This window comes from Streptomyces sp. FXJ1.172 (assembly GCF_001636945.3).
Taxonomy (GTDB): domain Bacteria; phylum Actinomycetota; class Actinomycetes; order Streptomycetales; family Streptomycetaceae; genus Streptomyces.
In genome coordinates this window covers 9183654-9201710 of record NZ_CP119133.2, presented here as the reverse complement: position 1 = coordinate 9201710, position 18057 = coordinate 9183654, and the positions used below count along the sequence as shown (strand labels likewise).

General features: G+C 69.2%; 23 protein-coding genes and 1 pseudogene. 8 read left to right on the top strand and 16 right to left on the bottom strand.

From position 1 onward, the window contains the following. Positions 1 to 33: 33 nt before the first annotated feature. Together A6P39_RS41575 and lysA are read right to left on the bottom strand one after the other, a co-directional pair. On the bottom strand, positions 34 to 1515 hold the full coding sequence (locus tag A6P39_RS41575; protein WP_067045530.1) for an APC family permease: 1482 nt from the start codon (positions 1513 to 1515) through the stop codon (positions 34 to 36). A gap of 84 nt (positions 1516 to 1599) precedes the next feature. Beyond that, complete coding sequence (lysA, locus tag A6P39_RS41570; RefSeq protein ID WP_067045736.1) at positions 1600 to 2880, bottom strand: diaminopimelate decarboxylase; 1281 nt, start codon at positions 2878 to 2880, stop codon at positions 1600 to 1602. Between the two features lie 116 nt (positions 2881 to 2996). On the opposite strand from lysA, the gene A6P39_RS41565 reads away from it, so the two are divergent. Beyond that, complete coding sequence (locus A6P39_RS41565) at positions 2997 to 4205, top strand: PucR family transcriptional regulator (RefSeq protein WP_234378896.1); 1209 nt, start codon at positions 2997 to 2999, stop codon at positions 4203 to 4205. A gap of 310 nt (positions 4206 to 4515) precedes the next feature. Here the strand turns inward: A6P39_RS41565 and A6P39_RS41560 are convergent. The 4 genes and pseudogenes from A6P39_RS41560 to A6P39_RS41545 all read right to left on the bottom strand — a co-directional run. Next, positions 4516 to 4627 (bottom strand): annotated as a pseudogene (locus A6P39_RS41560) (uracil-DNA glycosylase family protein); the annotation flags it as partial. Positions 4628 to 5004: 377 nt separating this feature from the next. Beyond that, positions 5005 to 5280 (bottom strand): hypothetical protein, encoded by a 276-nt coding sequence (locus tag A6P39_RS41555; RefSeq protein ID WP_234378903.1) that lies wholly within the window; start codon positions 5278 to 5280, stop codon positions 5005 to 5007. A 161-nt stretch (positions 5281 to 5441) separates the two neighbouring features. After that, positions 5442 to 5837: a hemerythrin domain-containing protein gene (locus tag A6P39_RS41550; protein ID WP_067045543.1), complete on the bottom strand. Its 396-nt coding sequence runs from the start codon at positions 5835 to 5837 to the stop codon at positions 5442 to 5444. 229 nt (positions 5838 to 6066) lie between these two features. Next, positions 6067 to 6543 carry an SRPBCC family protein gene (locus A6P39_RS41545; protein ID WP_067045738.1) on the bottom strand — a complete coding sequence of 159 codons (477 nt, stop codon included), beginning with the start codon at positions 6541 to 6543 and terminating at the stop codon, positions 6067 to 6069. 176 nt (positions 6544 to 6719) lie between these two features. Here A6P39_RS41545 and A6P39_RS41540 point away from each other — a divergent pair, with 176 nt between their 5' ends. Both A6P39_RS41540 and A6P39_RS41535 read left to right on the top strand, forming a co-directional pair. Further along, the gene (locus tag A6P39_RS41540; RefSeq protein WP_067045546.1) at positions 6720 to 7409 is read left to right on the top strand and encodes an HAD family hydrolase; all 690 of its coding nucleotides are present in this window, start codon (positions 6720 to 6722) and stop codon (positions 7407 to 7409) included. A gap of 129 nt (positions 7410 to 7538) precedes the next feature. Then, a complete protein-coding gene (locus tag A6P39_RS41535) occupies positions 7539 to 8540 on the top strand; it encodes a YihY/virulence factor BrkB family protein (RefSeq protein ID WP_067045548.1) in 1002 nt (333 codons plus the stop codon). A gap of 13 nt (positions 8541 to 8553) precedes the next feature. Here A6P39_RS41535 and A6P39_RS41530 read toward each other — a convergent pair whose 3' ends face one another. Further along, positions 8554 to 9153 (bottom strand): TetR/AcrR family transcriptional regulator, encoded by a 600-nt coding sequence (locus tag A6P39_RS41530; RefSeq protein ID WP_067045551.1) that lies wholly within the window; start codon positions 9151 to 9153, stop codon positions 8554 to 8556. A 70-nt stretch (positions 9154 to 9223) separates the two neighbouring features. On the opposite strand from A6P39_RS41530, the gene A6P39_RS41525 reads away from it, so the two are divergent. The 4 genes from A6P39_RS41525 (at position 9224) to A6P39_RS41510 (ending at position 12964) form a co-directional block, all read left to right on the top strand. Further along, on the top strand, positions 9224 to 10117 hold the full coding sequence (locus A6P39_RS41525; RefSeq protein WP_067045554.1) for an NADP-dependent oxidoreductase: 894 nt from the start codon (positions 9224 to 9226) through the stop codon (positions 10115 to 10117). 62 nt (positions 10118 to 10179) lie between these two features. Then, positions 10180 to 11055, top strand: coding sequence for a patatin-like phospholipase family protein (locus A6P39_RS41520; RefSeq protein ID WP_067045556.1), 876 nt, complete (start codon positions 10180 to 10182; stop codon positions 11053 to 11055). Then, on the top strand, positions 11052 to 12113 hold the full coding sequence (locus tag A6P39_RS41515; protein WP_067045559.1) for a 1-acyl-sn-glycerol-3-phosphate acyltransferase: 1062 nt from the start codon (positions 11052 to 11054) through the stop codon (positions 12111 to 12113). Before A6P39_RS41520 ends, A6P39_RS41515 begins: the two co-directional genes overlap by 4 nt. 695 nt (positions 12114 to 12808) lie before the next feature. Beyond that, positions 12809 to 12964, top strand: coding sequence for a DUF6131 family protein (locus A6P39_RS41510; protein ID WP_234378884.1), 156 nt, complete (start codon positions 12809 to 12811; stop codon positions 12962 to 12964). A gap of 138 nt (positions 12965 to 13102) precedes the next feature. Here A6P39_RS41510 and A6P39_RS41505 read toward each other — a convergent pair whose 3' ends face one another. From A6P39_RS41505 to A6P39_RS41465, 9 genes are all read right to left on the bottom strand, one after another. Then, positions 13103 to 13276 (bottom strand): CsbD family protein, encoded by a 174-nt coding sequence (locus A6P39_RS41505; protein ID WP_079133359.1) that lies wholly within the window; start codon positions 13274 to 13276, stop codon positions 13103 to 13105. A gap of 132 nt (positions 13277 to 13408) precedes the next feature. Continuing rightward, complete coding sequence (locus tag A6P39_RS41500; RefSeq protein WP_067045562.1) at positions 13409 to 13843, bottom strand: gas vesicle protein K; 435 nt, start codon at positions 13841 to 13843, stop codon at positions 13409 to 13411. Further along, complete coding sequence (locus tag A6P39_RS41495; RefSeq protein WP_067045565.1) at positions 13840 to 14073, bottom strand: gas vesicle protein; 234 nt, start codon at positions 14071 to 14073, stop codon at positions 13840 to 13842. Before A6P39_RS41495 ends, A6P39_RS41500 begins: the two co-directional genes overlap by 4 nt. Then, entirely contained in the window at positions 14070 to 14894 is an 825-nt protein-coding gene (locus A6P39_RS41490; RefSeq protein ID WP_067045567.1) for a GvpL/GvpF family gas vesicle protein, read from the bottom strand. The genes A6P39_RS41495 and A6P39_RS41490 overlap by 4 nt, the downstream gene beginning before the upstream one ends. After that, entirely contained in the window at positions 14887 to 15315 is a 429-nt protein-coding gene (locus A6P39_RS41485) for a gas vesicle protein (protein WP_067045569.1), read from the bottom strand. Before A6P39_RS41485 ends, A6P39_RS41490 begins: the two co-directional genes overlap by 8 nt. Positions 15316 to 15336: 21 nt before the next feature. Further along, positions 15337 to 15591, bottom strand: coding sequence for a gas vesicle protein GvpG (locus A6P39_RS41480; protein WP_067045571.1), 255 nt, complete (start codon positions 15589 to 15591; stop codon positions 15337 to 15339). A gap of 12 nt (positions 15592 to 15603) precedes the next feature. Continuing rightward, a complete protein-coding gene (locus A6P39_RS41475; protein WP_067045573.1) occupies positions 15604 to 16317 on the bottom strand; it encodes a GvpL/GvpF family gas vesicle protein in 714 nt (237 codons plus the stop codon). A 2-nt stretch (positions 16318 to 16319) separates the two neighbouring features. After that, positions 16320 to 16814: a gas vesicle protein GvpJ gene (gvpJ, locus tag A6P39_RS41470; protein WP_067045740.1), complete on the bottom strand. Its 495-nt coding sequence runs from the start codon at positions 16812 to 16814 to the stop codon at positions 16320 to 16322. A 33-nt stretch (positions 16815 to 16847) separates the two neighbouring features. Next, positions 16848 to 17204 carry a gas vesicle protein GvpO gene (locus A6P39_RS41465; protein ID WP_079133360.1) on the bottom strand — a complete coding sequence of 119 codons (357 nt, stop codon included), beginning with the start codon at positions 17202 to 17204 and terminating at the stop codon, positions 16848 to 16850. Positions 17205 to 17349: 145 nt separating this feature from the next. Between A6P39_RS41465 and A6P39_RS41460 the strand changes: the two genes are divergently transcribed. Beyond that, complete coding sequence (locus tag A6P39_RS41460; RefSeq protein WP_079133361.1) at positions 17350 to 18057, top strand: hypothetical protein; 708 nt, start codon at positions 17350 to 17352, stop codon at positions 18055 to 18057.

Here is an 18057-nt window from a genome sequence, read left to right as displayed (position 1 = left end):
GTTGGGTGAAGTTCGGCTCCAGGTGCTTGATCGTCAGGTGCGGCTTCGGGGTGCGGCGGACCGCACGGCGGCCGCCTCGTTCGCGGCCAGCCGTGAGTGCCGGCGGCTGTAGCCGAGGTAGACGACCAGAGCCAGCAGCAGCCAGCCGGCGAAGAGCACGAAGGTGTCAGCGGGGAGGTTCCAGATCAGGTAGCCGCAGAAGAGCACCGACAGAGCGGGAACCACCGGGTACCCGGGAACCTTGAAGCCGCGGGTCAGTTCGGGCTCACGTACCCGGAGCACGATCACACCGACCGAAACAACGGCGAAGGCGACCAGGGTGCCCATGCTGGTGAGGTTGGCCAGCCAGTCCAGCGGCACGAAGGCGGCGAGCAGTGCTATGAAGGCGCCGACGATCAGAGTGTTGACGACGGGCGTGCCGCTGCGCGCACTCACCCTGTGGAAGACCGGTGGGAGCATGCCGTCGCGGCCCATCGAGTAAAGGATGCGGGTCTGACCGTAGATGACGACCAGGGTGACGCTGACGATGGAGATCACCGCGCCCGCTGAGAGGATCGCACCGGGCCAGCTCTGACCGGTGACACGCTGCAGGATCGCGGAAAGGCCAGCGTCCTGGCCGTTGAAGAGAGTCCACTTCTGCGCGCCGACGCCGACCATGGCCACCAGGCAGTAGAAGGCCGTGACCACCAGCAGCGCGCTGATGATGGCCCGCGGCAGCGTCTTCTGCGGGTTCTTGACCTCCTCACCGGCCGTGGACACGGCATCCAGGCCGATGAAGGAGAAGAAGACCGAGGAGGCCGCCGCACTGATTCCGGCGAACCCGAGCGGGGCGAAGGGGCGCAGGTTGGCGGAGTGGAAACCGGTGATGCCGATGACGATGAAGAGTAGGAGCACACCCAGTTTGATCAGCACCATGGCGGTGTTGACCAGGGCCGATTCCTTGGCGCCGCGCATCAGCAGCAGGCAGCAGAGCACGACCAGGGCCACGCCCGGCAAGTTGACGTGGCCACCGTCCCCGGGTGGCGCGGCGATCGCCGCCGGCATGGTGAAGCCGAACAGGCGCTGCGTCAGGTCATTGAGGTACTGGCCCCAGCTGACCGCGATGGCCGCGCCGGAGACGGCGTACTCCAGCAGCAGGCAGGAGCCGACCACCCAGGCCGCCAGCTCGCCCAGCGTGGCGTAGGCGTAGGAGTAGGACGAGCCGGAGACCGGCACCGCCGAGGTGAGTTCGGCGTAGCAGAGGGCGGTCAGTGCGGCCGTGATCGCGCCGATCACGAAAGAGAGCATCACCGCCGGTCCCGCCTGTGGCACGGCGGTGCTGAGGGTGAAGAAGATCCCGGTGCCAATGGTCGCCCCGACGCCGATCATCGTGAGCTGGAAGCTGCCTACGGTCCGGTGCAGCCCGCTGCCATGGGCTTCGCCCTGCTCGGCGCCTGCCTCGGCATCGGCCAGGAAGGCCGAGACCGGCTTGCGGCGCAGCAGCTGCTGACGGGTTCTCACATCGTTCGGGGGCATGGCGGGGTGGCCTTTCGATGCAGGGCAGGTCGGGGTATCCCCCGGACGTGGGTACGGGGGACGAGTCTCTTGGTGGCTACTGCTTCATGGCAGATCGCGCCGCATCAGGTCGTCGTAGGTCTCGCGGCGGACGACCGCGCGGTGCGCGCCGCCGCGGACGAAGACGACGGGCGGTCGGCAGGCACCGTTGTAGTTGTTGCTGAGCGCGTAGGTGTAGGCGCCGGTGACCGGCACCGCGATCAGGTCTCCCCTGCGCGGATCCTGGAGCGGGACGCCGGCGCTGAGGGTGTCGCCTGACTCGCAGTGGCGGCCGACCAGCCGGCATGGCTCGCCCTGTCCGGTTGGCCGGGTGGCGATGGCCGCCTCGAAACGCTGCTGGTAGAGCGAGACCTCCAGGTTGTCCCCCATGCCACCGTCGACAGCGACGAAGGTGTGGCCGTCGCCGCGCTTGACCGAGACGACGCGGTACAGCGAGACGCCGGCCTCGGCGACCATGGAACGGCCCGGCTCGATCAGGATGCGGGCGTCGGCGGGGAGCAGCCGCTTGGCGACGTCGATCACGGCGTCGAGGTACTCCTCCACGGTCGGGGGCCGGTCGGCGTAGGTGTACCGGGAGCCGAGGCCGCCGCCGAGGTCGTAGACGGCGAACTCACCGAGGTCCGCGACCGCCTCGACCGCACGGACGAACGGCTCGGTGTCCAGGATCTGTGAGCCGACATGGACGTGGACGCCGTCCAGGCGCAGCCGTTCGCTGCCGCGCAGCCTGGCGATCGCTTCTCGGGCTTGTGGGACCGGCAGGCCGAACTTGGAGCCGCTCTGGCCGGTGGAGACCGCCTCGTGGGTGTCGGGGCGGATGCCGGGGGTCACCCGGACCAGCACGCCTTGTTCGCCCCGGGTGGTGGCGAGGATCCGCTCCAGGTTGTCGATGTCGTCGAAGTTGTCGATGACGACGGTCCCGGCCCCGGCCTCGACGGCGAGGCGCAACTCCTCGTCGGTTTTGGCGTTGCCGTGCACGACCAGCCCGGCCGGGTCCGCGCCTGCCGCCAGTGCCAGGGTGAGTTCACCGCCGCCCGCGACGTCGATGCCCAGTCCCTCCTCGGCGAGCAGCCGGTAGACCGCGGTGCAGGGGAAGGCCTTGGAGGCGAAGGTCGCCCGAGAGTTCGGCCAGCGGGCGGCGAGCCCGTCGGCGTATCGGCGGGCCCGGGCTCGGATCGCGGCCTCGTCGACGACCAGGGCGGGGGTGCCGTAGGCCTCGGCGAGTTCAGAGACGGGAACGCCGCCCAGCACCAGCGCGCCGGAGTGGTCCACACCGGTCCCCGGCGGGAAGAGCCCGACCAACTCCCGCGCTGCCTGCGTCGCTGCCATCAGCCACTCCTCGCCGTGCTTGCGTGCCTGTGTCACTCCCCCGAGGTGCTCGCCTTATGTTCAGCCCCCCGGCATCCACAGTCATTGGCGATTTCGCTTAAGATTCGGGGGTGAGCATGGCGAATCCGCCGATTCGCGGCGGCACGAGCGAGGAGTTGTACGCCCTCGCCGACGCCGTTGGGGCGGCGACGGGTGCAGCCGTGGCGATCGAGGACCTGGATCGCCGTGTGCTTGCCTATTCGACTTTGCCCAACCAGCGGATCGACACGGTCCGGCGCCAGGGCATCCTGGATCGCCGGGTCCCGGAGCAACCGGAGCAGCTGGTGCAGTACCGCGAGGTGCTGGCCGCGCCGGGCGTGGTCCGACTGCCTGTGCTGGCAGAGGAGGAGTTGCCCCGCGCGGCGGTCGCGATCCGGGCCGGGCGGCGGCCATTGGGCACCATCTGGGCGATCGAGGGCGAGCGTCCGATCGACGACGCCGGAGAACGGGCCTTGCTCGACGGGGCCCGACTCGCCGCCCTTCACATGCTGCGCCGCCGCAGCGCGGCCGAGCTGGAGCTGCAGGCTCGTGAGGAGGCGCTGCGCGCCGCACTGCACGGTCGGCGGACCGCCCGCGAGGTACGCTTCGAGCTGGGCCTGCCTCGCCAGCGACCGCTGGCTCTACTCGGCTTCGCCCCGCTGAGCAGCTCGGACGCCCCAGGGGGCGACGTTCTGGTACACCTGGCCGCCGTGTCCACCCGGCACTGGTCGGCCGTCCACTCCGAGGCCTCGATCGCGACCGTCGGCCGCACCGTCTACGTGCTGCTGCCGCTGGACGACGAGCCCACCGCCCTCGCGACCGCCCGGCGACTGGGAGATCAAGCCGCGGTCGTACTCGACCTCAGCATCGAACCACCACTACGGGCCGCCGCCTCTCGCATCGCCTCCACCCCGGAGGAGCTGCCCGACCTGCGGTCGGAGGTCGACGACGTCCTGCGGGTCACCACGTCCGACCCGGAGGCACCGGTCTTCGCAACGCTGCGCGACACCCACGCCCGGGTGATGCTCGCGCACGTCGCCGACGAACTCGCCCGGCGCCCGCAGCTGCGCCATCCAGGCATCGCGGCGATGCTGGAACACGACCGTACCAAGGGCACCGCCTTCGCGGCCTCGGTGACCGCCTGGCTGGACGCCGTGGGCAACGTCGGCGAGGCCGCCGCGCGGCTGACGATCCATCCGAACACGCTCAAGTACCGGCTGCGCCGGGCCGCGGAACTCTTCGACATCGACCTCGACCACCCGGACGACCGGCTCTCCTGCTGGCTCCAGCTCCGGGCGCCCGGCTGAGCAGGCAACCAGAACGCCTCCCGGCCGAAGCCGGCCCGTACGACATGCCAGTTGAGGGCACCCGCCCGGCAGCACCACGACCGGCCGGAGGCGGTCGCACCTCGGCGTGCTCTCCAGGCCCCTCCAGCGCGCGAAGCCACAGGCCCGAGGGTGTACGGGAAGTCAGCAGGATCCGCACAGCGAGCGACCCGGAGCGTGCGCGTGATCAGCGATGACCTGGTGCACACGCCGCGTGTCCCCTCATGAACGGCCGGGGTGCGGCCCGTGACCCGGCGGTCGGCCCCCGCGGGCACGTTTTCCCAGCCCCGCTCCGGATCGATGCCCGCATCCGCGAGGGCGCGTCTCAGCACCTTGCCCGCGGGACCGACCAACGGCTGGCCCTGACGGTCCTCCTGGTCCCCGGGCTGCTCACCGATGAGCAGGTCGGCCGGGCAGTCGTTCCCGCCATGGCCTTTCGCCCCTTCTGCTCCTGGCCTTGAACTCTGCACAGGCCGTTACGGCTATCGAGCACCCGGGTACTCGCGGGATGGACACCGCCCCGCCGCCTGGAGCAGAGGACGTGTGGAACAGAGGAGAGGACGTTGCCATGAATGCCAACCGCAACCGCAGGGGTGACACCCGGCCAGACGAAAAGACACGAGAGCGGTCCGCGGAGGAACGGAACATCGTGACCCCTACCCCACGTGACGTACGGGCCAAGGCCGAGGGCGACGAGGGGAAGAACGACGAGGAGTCCGGCCCTCCGGCGACCGACACGCGGTCCCTGTGACCGGCAGACCATCTGCCTTCGTGGAAGGCGTCACGCCGTCCCTGCGGCCTCGACGTGTAGCAGCTCCGGCAGCTGGGATCGGTGCAGGGCGGCGACGGGTCCGACCAGGTCGGGGTGCCGCAACAACGCGGTGGCTTCGCTGTCGCGGGTGCCCGGGTCGACGAGCCGTCGCAGACCGCCGGTATCGGTCCGGTGCTCGGTTGCGGCCAGTACCTGCTGTGTCTGAACGGCGAGAGAGCAGTCGGACAGCGGGCAGGCGGCCCAACTGGCGCGGCATCCAGGTCCCGGGGGCCTGACCGAGGTCACGCTGTGCCCTGTTCGGGTGCGGGCGCCAGGGGCCGGGCATCGTCCCCGGGCGGCCCGGCCCCTGGCACGTCGCCGGCGAGAGGAACTTGCTGGCTGTCGGTGTGCTCGGCGCGGAGGGGTGTGGGCGAACGGGGGCCATGGCCTAGGCCCGCCGGATCTTGTCACCGGGATCGTTCAGCTGCTCCGGGTGCGGCGCGGCGCAACATCGGGAAGAGGTTGCTCTCCTCGTCCTCGACGTGTTCGGCGACTTCTGCCATGAGCTGCCCCAGGAGCGGGCTCATCTGCGTGCTCTCGGTGTCCACCGTCTCCAGCTGTTTGACGATCTTCTCGATGCGGCCGTGATCGGCGATCTCCTTGTCCGCGAGCCGGGCGCCGCCCTCGACGTGTTCGCACACCGCCGGGTACAGGTACTGTTCCTCGGCGACCGCGTGCCGGGCCAGCTCGATGGTGAGCCCGTCCACGAGGCCACGCAGTCGCCGCCCGCCCGTGGGAAGGGCCTGGTTGCGGCCGAACATCTCCTCGACCTCGCGGTGGTCGGTCATCAGCTCGTCGATCACGCTTCCTCCGTGTCTCGTAGTGCGCTCCGCCTTTCGTCCCTCCGGTTGGGTCAGTGCCGCCCAGCGCAGGTGTCCGCACGGTGGCGTGGTCTCACCTGATCGGCGGCCCGCGCCGGGCCCTGCCGACGCCACCGTGCGCCGCGACGGGCCCGGCCGACAGCGAGCGCGGGGCCGACCCGGGCTCGCGCCATCGTGAGTTCGCGCCTGTCGAGGATGCCCGTGCACCTCGTCAGAGAGGAGAGCCGGGGTCTGCGGGGCGGATGCGGCCGCGCCAGCCGCCGCTCTCGCGGCCGCGGCTTTCGAGGTAGTCCTTGAAGCGGCCCAGGTCACCTTTGACCCGCCGGTCGATCATGCCCAGCGCGTCCGCGCCTTTCTCGGCGATGCCTGTCGGCTCTACATCCATCGTGAGTTCCACACGTGTGTGCGTCTCGTCGATCCGCTCGAACCGGACCGATCCGCGCTGCCGGGTGTCTCCCGCGACGGATCGCCAGGTGATGCGGTCGTCCGGAAGCTGATCGACGATCTCCGTGTCGAACTCGCGCCGTACCCCGCCAATACTGGTGGTCCAGTGGTTGTGGCGGTCGTCGAGTTGCCTGACCTCGTCGACGCCTTCCATGAAGAGGGGGAATTCCTCGAACTGAGTCCACTGGTTGTACGCGACGCGGAGCGGGGCCGCCACGTCGACCGTTTCCTTGACCGAACTCATGGGTTCCATACCTTTCCTCGTGGGTTGATGCACCGGGTACCCACGAAGAGTGCGGCGAAGACAGCAGCTGTCCTCCCCATGGCAGGGCCGTGCGTGCCATGCCGTCTTGGCGGGAACCCGGCACCCACTCGAGCCAGGCTGAGGCGGCCGGTCATGACATCCAGAGGAGTCTCGTCATGTCCACAAACAAGAGCCATTCGGACAACGGCAACGGCCGCGCAGCCGTGTTCGACGTGGACGGAACTCTCGTCGACACCAACCATCTGCACGTCGTGACCTGGTGGGAGGCGTTCCGTCAGGCAGGCCACCGAGTGCCGACGCACGCGATTCACCGTGCGGTCGGGCTCGGCTCAGAGGACCTTGTCGCCCATCTTCTCGGTGCGGACCGGGCCGAGGACGAAGGGGCCGACATCAGCGCAGCCCACAAGACGCTCTATGCCCAGCATTTCGAACTCCTGGCCGCGCTGCCGGGCGCGGGACGTCTGCTGCGGCGGCTGGCCGCAGACGGCTGGACGGTCGTCCTCGCCACATCGGCGAGTGGCGGCGAGTTGTCTGCGCTCCGGCGTGCGATCGACGCGGACGACGCGATCACGGCGACGGCGAGTGCCGATGACGTCACCGAAGGCAAACCCGCCCCCGAGCCCGTGGAGAAGGCCTTGGAGCTGGCCGGGATCCCGGCGGAGCGTGCAGTGTTCGTCGGCGACACCGTGTGGGACATGCGGGCGGGCAGCCGTGCGGGCGTGCGGTGCGTGGGGCTGCTGTGTGGCGGCATTCCGCGTGACGAGCTGGAGGAGGCCGGCGCCGAAGCCGTTTTCGCGGACCCGGCCCACCTGCTCGCCTCACTACCACGGAGCCCGCTGGCATGATGGCTCAGTCGGGCTGCGGCCCCGAAGCACATCGGATCTGATGGGATCGGCGCCGCCCCTGCACCCCGGAATGTCCGCCCGTTGCACGGGCCGAGTGCCCGGGCCGACGGGCAGGGTACTCGTTGTCCCATGGAAGTCGTCGCGCGCGTGGACGCGTACCAGCGTCGGCACCGCTGGGTGGGGTTCCCGCTGGCTGTGGTCTACAAGTTCTTCGACGATCAGGGCAGCTATCTCGCGGCCCTGCTCGCTTACTACGCCTTCGTATCTCTCTTCCCGCTCCTGCTGATCCTGGTGGCCGTCCTCGGCACCCTGCTCAGTGGCGATCCCGGCCTGCGGAAGCAAGTCCTCGACTCGGCGCTGGCCGAGTTCCCCGTCATCGGTGACCAGTTGGGCCACAACGTGCACCCCCTGCACGGCAGCGGACTCGCCCTCGCGGCCGGTGTCATCGGCACTCTGTACGGCGCCTTGAACGTGGCGCAGGCCGCCCAGTACGCGCTGAACAAGATCTGGGCCGTGCCCCGCCACGCCCGGCCGGACCCACTCCGTTCCCGGCTGAAGGGGCTTCTGTTCCTGGTGATCCTGGGGACCGGGCTGTGCGTGACCACGCTGCTGTCCTCGGCGGTGGCGGCCGCAACGGTGTTCGGGACCCGCCCGGCGGCCGGGGCGCGGGTCGCCGCGGTCGCCGGGGCGGTCGTGCTGAACACCGGACTGATCGTGCTGAGCCAGCGGGTCCTGACCCAGCGCGAGCTGCCAGTGCGCCGACTGGCCCGGGCGGCCCTCGGCGGCGCCTGCGCCTGGCAGCTCGTGCAGTGGGCCGGCTCCTTCTACGTCAGCCATGTGCTCCGGGGAGCCACAGCGACCTACGGGATGTTCGGTATCGTCCTCGGCCTGCTGGCCTGGCTCTACCTGGGCGCACTGATCTTCCTGAGCACCGCGGAGGTGAGCGCGGTCCGGGTAGGACGGATGTGGCCGCGCAGCCTGCTGACTCCTTTCACCGACCGGGTGCGCCTGAGCCCAGGAGACCGCCGCGCCTATCAGTCGTACGCGACCACGGAGGCCTTCAAGGGCTTCGAGAAGATCCGGGTGCGCTTCGCACAACCTCCAGAACCTCCGCAGTCCCCTGGCCGGTAACCGACGCGGAACGTCACGTGACCATGGTGGAGTTACCGGAGGGGCCGGTGACGGCCCAGGCTGCCTCGATCATCGGGAAGATCTCATCGAGCACGGCATCCGGGTCGGCCGCCTCACGGGCCAGTGAATAGGCGTCGATCACGAACCTTGCGATCGTCCGGCAGGCTGTTGTGGTCTGGGGCAGGTCGGGATCGGCGGCGATGGCCGTTGTCAGCGCCTCCGCGTGGCGCAGCCTCATCGACGCCTCGTACTCCCGCAGGGCGGGTGATTCGTCGATCATGCGCCAGATCGGGGTGGCGCTCTCCGAGGTGCAGTGCCGCACGAGCGCCTGGACCTCGCGGCGCAGCGCGGGGATGAGCGGCTCGTGCGGCGCCCGGCCGGTGACCGCATGCGTGAGGCGTTGCTCGAAGTCTTCGTCCCGCTCGAACACCAGGGCCTCTTTCGAGGTGAAGTGGGAGAAGACCGTGGTGACGGCCACGTCGGCCTCGGCGGCCACGTCGCGGATGCCCACCGCGTCGAATCCGCGCTGCAGGAAGAGCCGCAGGGCGGTGTCGGCGATCTTCTGACGGGTTGCGGCTTTCTTGCGCTCACGGCGTCCAGTCGGCACGGTCATGGTCTGACGCTACCAGATGCAAAAACAGAACAGATATTAAATCCTAACGGTTAGTGTTACGGTGGACCGCATGAAGAGAGTGAGCTTCGCCGAGTTCGGCGGTCCGGACGTACTGCGGCTCCTGGACGCCGAGGAGCCCCACGCGGGCCCTGGTCAGGTACGTATCGCCGTACGGGCGGCGGGCGTGAATCCAGTCGACTGGAGGATCCGGGAAGGTCAGATCCTGGGGGCCCATCCGGTCGAGTTGCCCTCCGGGGTCGGACTGGACGCCTCCGGGGTGGTGGACGAGGTCGGCGAGGGCGTAGCAGGCGTCGGGGTCGGAGACCACGTGTTCGGCGAAGGCTCAAGCACCTATGCCGAGTTCGCCGTGCTGTCGGCCTGGGCCCGTATGCCCGAGGGGCTGACGTTCGAAGAGGCGGCCGGTTACCCCTCCGTGGTGGAGACCGCGCTGCGCATCATCCGCGAGGTCGGCGTACGGTCCGGGCAGACGCTGCTGGTCAGCGGTGCGGCCGGGGGAGTCGGGTCGGCGGTGTTGCAGATCGCCCGCGACCGCGGGATCACGGTGATCGGCACGGCTGGGGCTGCGAACCAGGACTATCTGCGCGGCCTGGGCGCCCTCGCCACGACGTACGGCGAGGGCTGGGTCGCGCGGGTGCGCCGGCTCGGACATGTCGACGCAGCCCTCGATCTGGCCGGCTCGGGCGTGATCCGGGAGCTCGTCGGGCTGACCGGGGATCCGCGGAAGGTGATCTCCATCGCCGATCTCGGTGCGCCGGCGCTCGGTGTCCGATTCTCCGGCGTGGCCGGGAGCATGCCGGAAGCGCTCGCCGAGGCCGTCGGCCTCATCTCGCGGGGAAAGCTGCGCATCCCGGTCGAGAAGTCGTACCCGCTGGCCGAGGCCGCGGCGGCGCACATGGACAGCCAGTCCGGCCACACGCGCGGGCGCCGGGTCCTGGTCATTTGACAGTCGGCGCCGTCGGCTCTCGCGCAGTGGTTGACGGCGCCGTACCGGGGCACCCTTCGGCCATGGAGGACAGCCGTCCAGCCCACCCACCGACCCGCGCCTTCGTGCTGGGCGGCGGCGGTGCGCTCGGCGCCTACGAGGTCGGCATGCTCAAGGCGCTCTTCGCCGCCGCCGTACACCCGAACCTCGTCGTGGGCACCTCCGTCGGCGCGATCAACGGCGCAGCCGTCGCCGCCGATCCGTCGCGGGCGTCGGTGGCCCGGCTCGCCGACCTGTGGACCGGCCTCGGACGTGCCGGAGTGTTCTCCGGATCGCTGCTCAGACGGATGAGTACCGTCGCGCGCAGTGGCACTCACATGTACCACCCCACACCGCTGCGCGAACTGCTCTCCTCCCACCTTCCGGTGACAGACATCGAAGATCTGGCCCTGCCGTTCCAGTGCGTGGCGGCGAACATCGAGCGGGCCGCCGAGCACTGGTTCGCCGCCGGGCCGCTGGTGGATGCCGTGCTCGCTTCGTGCGCAGTACCCGGGCTGCTGCCGCCTGTCCCCCTTGACGGCGAGCACTACGTCGACGGCGGTCTGGTCAACAGCATCCCCGTCGGACGCGCGGTGGCCCTCGGTGCGACCGAGGTCTATGTGCTGCAGGTCGGCCGTGTCGAGCGAGCCCTCTGCCCGCCGCGGGCCCCCTGGCAGGTGGCGCTGGTGGCGTTCGAGATCGCTCGCAGACACCGATTCGCCCGCGACATGGCGGACCTGCCGCCCGGTGTCACGGTCCGCGTGCTGCCGTCAGGCTCGGGTCCCGAAGAAGGCACAGCCACACTGCGGCAGTTGCGCCACCGCAGCTTCGGCCGGACCGCCGAGCGCATCGAGCGCGCCTACGCCGCCTCCTCCCGCTATCTCGAGACCGCTCTCAGCACACCCGACGGCGAGCCATGACCGATGCGAGTACGTCCCGAAGACACGAGGCGCGGCTGGCCGGGGCGCTGGTAACCGGGCTGCGCCGCACAGCCACCGTGACGCTGCTGTTCGCCCTCATCCCGACGGTGGCCACGCTCGTCGTCGCCGCAGGCGTGCTCTGCGCGCCGGTCTCCCTCGCCACACGCGGCCCCTGGAGACCGGTGCGGATCACCAGCTTCGCGGTTTTCTACCTCCTGGTGGAGTTGGCCGGGCTGATGGCCGCCGCCGTTCTGTGGGTGCGACAGCTGCCCGACAAACAGAACCGCGAGGAGCGACGCGCCGCGGACGCATTCGCCGTGCTGGAGCGGCTGCTGCGGCTGCTACGACGCGCGGGCGAGCGAGTCTTCCGGCTCCAGGTGGAAGTGAGGCCCCCGCCACCAGGCGGGACCGGACACGCCGTGGTACCGGTCCTGGTCTTCGTACGGCATGCCGGGGTCGGTGACTCCTTCCTGCTGCTCCAGATATTGCTCAGCCAGGCCGGGTTGCGCCCGCACACCGTTCTGAAGCGAACGCTACGCGCCGACCCCGCTCTCGACGTCCTCATCGGGCGGGTCCCCCACTGCTTCCTCCCGCCCCTCGACGGCCGCGCCGAGGACGCGATCGCGGACCTGGCGGCCAAGCTGGGACCGGGCGACGCCCTCGTGATCTTTCCGGAGGGCGGCAACTTCACACCGCGCCGCCGCCGGCGCGCGATCGCCTCACTGCGCCGCCGGGGATTGCTGCGCCGGGCATCCCGCGCGGAACAGATGCACCATGTCCTCCCACCGCTGGACGCCGGCGCACTCGCCGCGATCGCCGCCGCGCCCGCGGCCGACGTGGTCTTCGTCGCCCACACCGGCCTCGACGTCGTGCACTCGGCGCGCACCGTTTGGAGCCAGCTGCCGCTCCGCGACGGCGTGCGGGCACGCTGGTGGCGCATACCCGCAAGCCGCGTCCCACTGGGCGACGCTGCCCGCAGCGAGTGGCTGCTCACCCAGTGGGCCCGCGTCGACCGCTGGATCACCGACCACGCCACCCCAGACGCGGCGCACGCGTGAGCCATGGCGGCTTCCAAGCCCTCGTCGCCCGATGAACGGCTCCCGGGCAAAACCCAGGGCTGAGGCACCCGGCCAGTCCGTTCGACGGTTTCGGGGGAAATCTCCCCACCTGAGGCAGGCCGAAGACGTTGTCACCACCGTGCAGGGAACGTCTCTGCCGGACCCGGTACAAAGACAGCTCACGGCAGCCGTCGCCCGAACACGTCTGGCCGACGGACACCCCCGGCACCGCACCCGCGGAGGCCAGACCCGGCGCCCGATACTCCAAGGCCGGGAGCATTCATAGGCCGGGTGCACGTCACTCGGTGCGTGCGCAGGACGACTGAGGCCCGAAGTGCCGCCGACGTCGAACACTGCTGCTTCCCCGTAGGGAGGCAGCCGCCTTCGGATGTGGCACTTCACGGCACAGCGCAGGACCAGTCGTGACATCACGGATCGACGGTCCCCCGCGCTCGCGGATGTCGGGGACAGGGCCAGGTCCGACGACGGGGCCCGGTCACTGGCCGATGGATACCCAGGCGCCCTCACGGGCCAGCTCACGAGGTCGCCCTGCCGCCAACGAGCGGGCCATCGGCATTACGGATCGACACTACGGGATTGAGCGTGCTTCAGATTTTCGCCGCACCGCCGACGAAAGGAACCATTTTCGGGGAACCCGTGAAGGAGGAGCCATCACCCACTGCAGGAGGCACGTCATGATCGCACTCGGAATCGTTCTACTCATAGTCGGTTTCGTCACAGGAATATCGATCCTCTGGACCATAGGCCTCATTCTGGCTGTGGTCGGAATCGCGTTGTGGGCCATGGGATCAATGGGGCACGCAGTCGCCGGCCGACGTCACTACTGGTGATTTTGATGGCGTGCCGTCTGCCTCCGATCCGGACGCTCTTTATGGCATGAGCCCTGCTGGATCAGACTGGTGACGTGCGACTTGACCCCAGAGAGGGCGGGATCCGGATTTCAGGGATCCCGCCCAGGACTTTCCTGATCAGTGCTTGAAGACGTCCTTGGTCTTCTCCTTGGCCTGGCGCGCTGCGCCCTTCGACTTCTTGGCCTGTCCTTCGGCTGTCAGCCGCTCGTTGCCCACGGTGCGTCCGACCGCCTCTTTGGTCTTGCCTGCGGCTTCTTCAATCTTGCCCTTGGCCTTTTTCTCTACGGCCATCGTTGTTCACTCTCCTAGCCATCGGAGGATGTGGACACCCACGTCGGGTACCCCATATCTCGCAGGAAAACAGCAGTCACTGCGGTGGGAACGCGTCTCGCACCGTTTACATGATCACGACCGCGGGACCGCTCAGGGAGGGGTGTCACTTGCGCGATCAGGGGGAAGGAGGGGGCCGAGCGGGCCCAAGTCCAGGTTGAGGTCCTCCATGGTCAGGCCGTAGCGGGTGCACAGCTCGGACATCCGGTCGTGGAGGATCATGAGAGTGCAACCGAGCCGCTCTTCCTGCTCCTCGGTGAGATCGCCTTGGTCAACGCGATGCAACGCCTGGCGCTCCATGAGTTGCCGCAGCAGTTCAACCAGGGTGAGGACAAGCCTGACCAGGTCCCGTTCGACGGTGTCCGGGTCGGTACTGATGCGGCGGGCGGGGCGCGGTGACGGTCGGGCCGGTGTGGTGACCTCGGGTACCGCGGACAGCAGCCGGCAGGCCCGGGCGGCCGCTTCGGCGACCTCGCCCAGACGGTCGGGGGGATCGGTGTGCCCGCCCCCGGCGACCACACCCGTCATGACGCCTCCCCAGGGCGTGTCGGCGTCATCCACGGTGACGGGTTCTGGGCGCTCACAGAGACGATCAGGGCCCGCAATGAGATGCGCACCAGGTCGATGTCGGCGATCGACAGGACCACGTCCCCGGTGAGGACGACGCCGCCGCTCAGCAGGCGGTCGAGCAGGTCGATGAGGGCCACCTGGCGCTGCGCCAGCGGCTCGGCCCCGGGCGGGTGCGTCACGTCGTTCATGGCGCCGGGTCCGTTGGGGATGTCTGCGTCCCCGGCTGGGCGACGAAGGAGTACGGCGCCCAGGGTCCAGTGACGTCGATCCGCACGCCGGACAGTCCCTGGGCAACCTCAAGCACCCGCGTGCGGAAGCCTGCCGCCGCCTCACGCGAGAGGAGGTAGGCGTCGTTGACGACGTTCTCGTCGGCGTCAGCGGCGAGTTCTCCTTGCTGTACCCGGTGCCGGGCGTGGCCCGCCGCCATGGTGTGGCCGATCGCTTCGACGCGTTCGGCGGCCTGCCGGGCGGCCTTGTAGGCCTCGTCGCGCGAGTGCCGCTGGGAGCGGCGAGCGCGCAGATAGGCCCTGCCCGGACTGAGCCCGCCGGCCGGGCCGACCGCGCCCGCCTCATCGGTGGCCTGCGCGTCCGGCTGCGGCTCCACGTAGATCTTCACACCCCATTCGAGATGTCCTGCCAGCCGCCGAAGAGCGCGGGAGAGCCCGTCCGCCTCCTCGCGCAGCATGGCCCCCACCCGTGTGTCGTCCAGGTACACCGTGGCGAGCCGCAGGGGCAGGACGGTGGTACGCGCGGCTAGGGCCTCGATCACCGCGTGGTGGGCGCGGGCGACGGCCTCGAGCCAGTCCAGGTCCTCCAGATGGCGTCGCAGGGCGCTCTCCTGGAAGTCCTGGGCGGGCACCGAACTGACGGCAGCCGTCAGTTCACTCCCGGATTCTTCCCGTACCAGGCGAACGGACGCCCCTGCCACACCCTTCACATCGCCCAGGGCCTCAGCAAGCCCCTCTGCTGTGCGTAGTACGGCGTAGGCATAGGTGACCGGTTCAGTCATCGGCAGTCCCGTTCCGGTGTCGCGTGGTGGAGGATCTCGGGCGGCGCCGCGCGGCGGTCCGCTCCTCGTCGGGCGGCAGCTCACGCTCGCCTTTCAGCGACTCGATCTCTGCGTGCAACCGTCTGTTCTCTTCGGCCAGTGCACGCTCGCCAGACCGGGAGGAAAGCGACGGATCGTGCTCCCACCAGTCAATTCCCATTTCCTTGGCCTTGTCGACGGAGGCGACGATGAGCCGGAGTTTGACGGTGAGCAACTCGATGTCCAGGAGATTGATCCGGATGTCCCCGGCGATGACGATTCCCTTGTCCAGGACGCGCTCGAGGATGTCGGCCAGGTTGGCGGAGGAACCTTGTCCGTAGCCGTACGAGGGCGCGGCCCTGGACGGGTACGCGCTCAGCCGGTTCGCGGGGGATTCCGACACCGCAGCCACCTCGATTCCAGCTCAGGGAGCGTGGTCGCCCCGCCAGTAGGCTGTGATCTCCTCCAGACGGTCGAGGAGCCGGCCCTCGTGCTCGTCGAAGGTCTTCTGATCGATGCGGCCCTCAAGCAGGGCTCGCTCCAGCGCGGCCAGTTCACGCTCGACGGGCTCGGGGTCGTAGTACTCCCGCTCGGCGGCCTCGACCACCCGGTCGACAACCCAGCCCACACCCCGCACGGGCGCCAGCGGGAAGGTGAGGAGCTGAGACAGCAGGCCCATGAGCTGCGCCTCTCAGACGAAACTGTACGGGGGCAGAGGGCCGCGTAGTCGGACCTCGCATTCCTCGCCCAGTTGGTTGGCCAGTCTGCTCCCCGTGGCTTGGAACATTTCCTCCTCGTCCGCCGGGACCAGGAAGGAGATGTTGAGGAAGTCACGGCCGCCGGGGGGAGAGAGGGTCTCGTCGCGCGCGTACGGGCGCAGAGCCTCGACGATGCCCGTGGCGAGCGCCTGTTGCCGAACCTCGGCTTCCTGCGCGACCAGTTCGCCGAGCGCGAGTGACATCTGCGGGGTGCCGTTGCCGCCGCGAGTGGCGGCGTTCAGTTCACGGGCCTCCTCGGACTCCAGCAGGATCCGGCGCAGCAGCGCCCCTTCCTCCCAGGAGACCTTCAGGTTGTACTCCCTGACGCCTTCCAGGCTTCGCAGCCGTTCCCGGTACTCGTCGGCCCTGTCCTCCAGGGCTGCGCGTACAGCTTCGTCACTCTCGGCCGTCATGCCGAACTGCAGCGGCAGCACGGCACCCTCGGCCATCAGCCGCTCCTGGACTTCCTGGTGAGCAAGCACATCACGCCGCCTGGCACGCAGCTCCTCGGGCGCGTCGCTGACGACCGCACACAGCGATCCGTTTGTCACTGTGCGCAGTGAGCTGGGAGGCTCGCCGACGCCGTGGACGTCGTCCAGAGGCATCGGGTGGTCCTTCGAGGTGATGGAGTAGACGTAGACGGCCATGGTCACTCCCTCTGCCGCCGGGAAGCCCGCCTGGCCTGTCGACGGCGCTGCTGCCGGGGCTCCTCCTCGTATTCGGGCTCCTCCTGTTCACCTTCGCCGTCCTCATAGTCCTCCTCGTCTTCAGCCGCGGCATCCTCTTCACCGCCGTCACCTGTCAGGGTGTCCTTGACGGCCTCGACGGCGCCGGTCAAAGCTCCCTTGGACTTGCCCTCCGCCCCGCCTTCGGTGATCTCGCCGACGAGATCGGTGAGCCGGGCGGGCTGCTTGCTACCTGCTTCGAGGTCGAGGCGGTTGCAGGCCTCGGCGAAGCGAAGGTAGGTGTCCACACTGGCGACGACAATGCGGGCGTCGATCTTGAGTATCTCGATACCGACGAGGGACACACGGACGAAGACATCTATGACGAGGCCGCGGTCCAGAATCAGGTCCAGGACGTCGTACAGGCTGCTCGTGCTACCACGCGAGAGGCTGCTTTCGCCCTGCGGCACCATAGTCATGGCGCCTCCCTTCACCACCCCCTCGTGCATGAATCAGCGACGCCGGTCGATCTGACCGCGCGTGTAACGGCGGGTCCGTTCGTACGCCAGCAGTTCGCCCTCCGCGTCCAGCCTGACGTGGTAGGTGCCGAGCACGCTGGTGGTCTCGGGGACTCGCTCCAGCTCGAGTACCTCGACATCCGCCTCCCATCCCTCCTCGGTCGGCTTGATTGCCGAAACCGACTCGGGGGCGCGTCCGAGGAGTTCCTCCAGTTGCCGGGCGGCGGAACGCATGGCCCAGGCCGCCGAGTGCTGGGCGGATTTCCGGATGTGCCCGGTGCGGCGTGTGGTGTCGTCACTGCGGGAGGGGCGCCTGCCACTCCCCGTGCTGTCTTTGTCTGAGGCGGGCATGTTCCAACTCCGTTGTTGGAGCGGCACCCCCCATCACTCAAATGTATTATTTCACCATATGCACCTTGGAAGAATGCCGCGACGGGCCGCCGGCGGCCGCGCGCCGCCGTGCGACCGCGCAGCGGATCGCCGGAGGGATTGATCGATGAACGATTCAACGAAGATCGCTCTCGCTGCCGCACTCGCCGGCGGCTACGTGCTCGGCCGGGCCAAGAAGGGGCGACTCGCCTTCGGAGTGGCCACCTATCTCGCGGGCCGCCGTTTCGGCCTGGAACCCCAGCAACTGCTCAGTGACGGGCTCCGCAAGCTCCAGGAGATCCCCCAGGTCGCCGACCTCAACGAGCAGGTGCGCGGCGAATTCAAGGACGCGGGCCGCAAGGCCCTCGCGGCAGCTGCCGACCGCAAACTCGGCGACCTCGCGGACGCTTTGCACGAGCGGACCGCACGCATCGGAAGCGAGAGGCAAGAGGAAGGCGAGGAAGAAGAGTACGAGCCAGAGGCCGAAGAAGAGTACGAGGAGGTAGAGGGGGAGGACGAGGAAGAAGAGGAACCCGGCGAAGAAGAGCCGGAAGAAGAAGAACAGCCCCGGGCCAAGAGGCCCACCTCCAAGCGTCGGCGTCCCGGCCACGGGGCTGAAGACGCCCAGGAGGAGCCGGGCGGCCACCGCCGCACAGCCAAGCCGCGAAAGGCGCCGGCGCGTAAGACCACCGCCAAGAAGGCACAGCCGGCGAAGAAGACGACCACGAAAAAAGCGGCTCCGGCCAGGAAAACCGCGGCGAAGAAAACCGCCCCCAGGAAGAGTGCCCCGAAGAAGACGACGGCCAAAAGGGCGTCCACCACGCGGCGGAGGTAG

Coding starts and splice junctions, on each gene's coding strand:
- A6P39_RS41575 (WP_067045530.1), bottom strand. CDS start 1,515: ATGCCCCCGAACGATGTGAGAACCCGTCAGCAGCTGCTGCGCCGCAAG.
- lysA (WP_067045736.1), bottom strand. CDS start 2,880: ATGGCAGCGACGCAGGCAGCGCGGGAGTTGGTCGGGCTCTTCCCGCCG.
- A6P39_RS41565 (WP_234378896.1), top strand. CDS start 2,997: ATGGCGAATCCGCCGATTCGCGGCGGCACGAGCGAGGAGTTGTACGCC.
- A6P39_RS41545 (WP_067045738.1), bottom strand. CDS start 6,543: ATGAGTTCGGTCAAGGAAACGGTCGACGTGGCGGCCCCGCTCCGCGTC.
- A6P39_RS41540 (WP_067045546.1), top strand. CDS start 6,720: ATGTCCACAAACAAGAGCCATTCGGACAACGGCAACGGCCGCGCAGCC.
- A6P39_RS41535 (WP_067045548.1), top strand. CDS start 7,539: ATGGAAGTCGTCGCGCGCGTGGACGCGTACCAGCGTCGGCACCGCTGG.
- A6P39_RS41530 (WP_067045551.1), bottom strand. CDS start 9,153: ATGACCGTGCCGACTGGACGCCGTGAGCGCAAGAAAGCCGCAACCCGT.
- A6P39_RS41525 (WP_067045554.1), top strand. CDS start 9,224: ATGAAGAGAGTGAGCTTCGCCGAGTTCGGCGGTCCGGACGTACTGCGG.
- A6P39_RS41520 (WP_067045556.1), top strand. CDS start 10,180: ATGGAGGACAGCCGTCCAGCCCACCCACCGACCCGCGCCTTCGTGCTG.
- A6P39_RS41515 (WP_067045559.1), top strand. CDS start 11,052: ATGACCGATGCGAGTACGTCCCGAAGACACGAGGCGCGGCTGGCCGGG.
- A6P39_RS41510 (WP_234378884.1), top strand. CDS start 12,809: ATGATCGCACTCGGAATCGTTCTACTCATAGTCGGTTTCGTCACAGGA.
- A6P39_RS41505 (WP_079133359.1), bottom strand. CDS start 13,276: ATGGCCGTAGAGAAAAAGGCCAAGGGCAAGATTGAAGAAGCCGCAGGC.
- A6P39_RS41500 (WP_067045562.1), bottom strand. CDS start 13,843: ATGACGGGTGTGGTCGCCGGGGGCGGGCACACCGATCCCCCCGACCGT.
- A6P39_RS41495 (WP_067045565.1), bottom strand. CDS start 14,073: ATGAACGACGTGACGCACCCGCCCGGGGCCGAGCCGCTGGCGCAGCGC.
- A6P39_RS41490 (WP_067045567.1), bottom strand. CDS start 14,894: ATGACTGAACCGGTCACCTATGCCTACGCCGTACTACGCACAGCAGAG.
- A6P39_RS41480 (WP_067045571.1), bottom strand. CDS start 15,591: ATGGGCCTGCTGTCTCAGCTCCTCACCTTCCCGCTGGCGCCCGTGCGG.
- A6P39_RS41475 (WP_067045573.1), bottom strand. CDS start 16,317: ATGGCCGTCTACGTCTACTCCATCACCTCGAAGGACCACCCGATGCCT.
- gvpJ (WP_067045740.1), bottom strand. CDS start 16,814: ATGACTATGGTGCCGCAGGGCGAAAGCAGCCTCTCGCGTGGTAGCACG.
- A6P39_RS41465 (WP_079133360.1), bottom strand. CDS start 17,204: ATGCCCGCCTCAGACAAAGACAGCACGGGGAGTGGCAGGCGCCCCTCC.
- A6P39_RS41460 (WP_079133361.1), top strand. CDS start 17,350: ATGAACGATTCAACGAAGATCGCTCTCGCTGCCGCACTCGCCGGCGGC.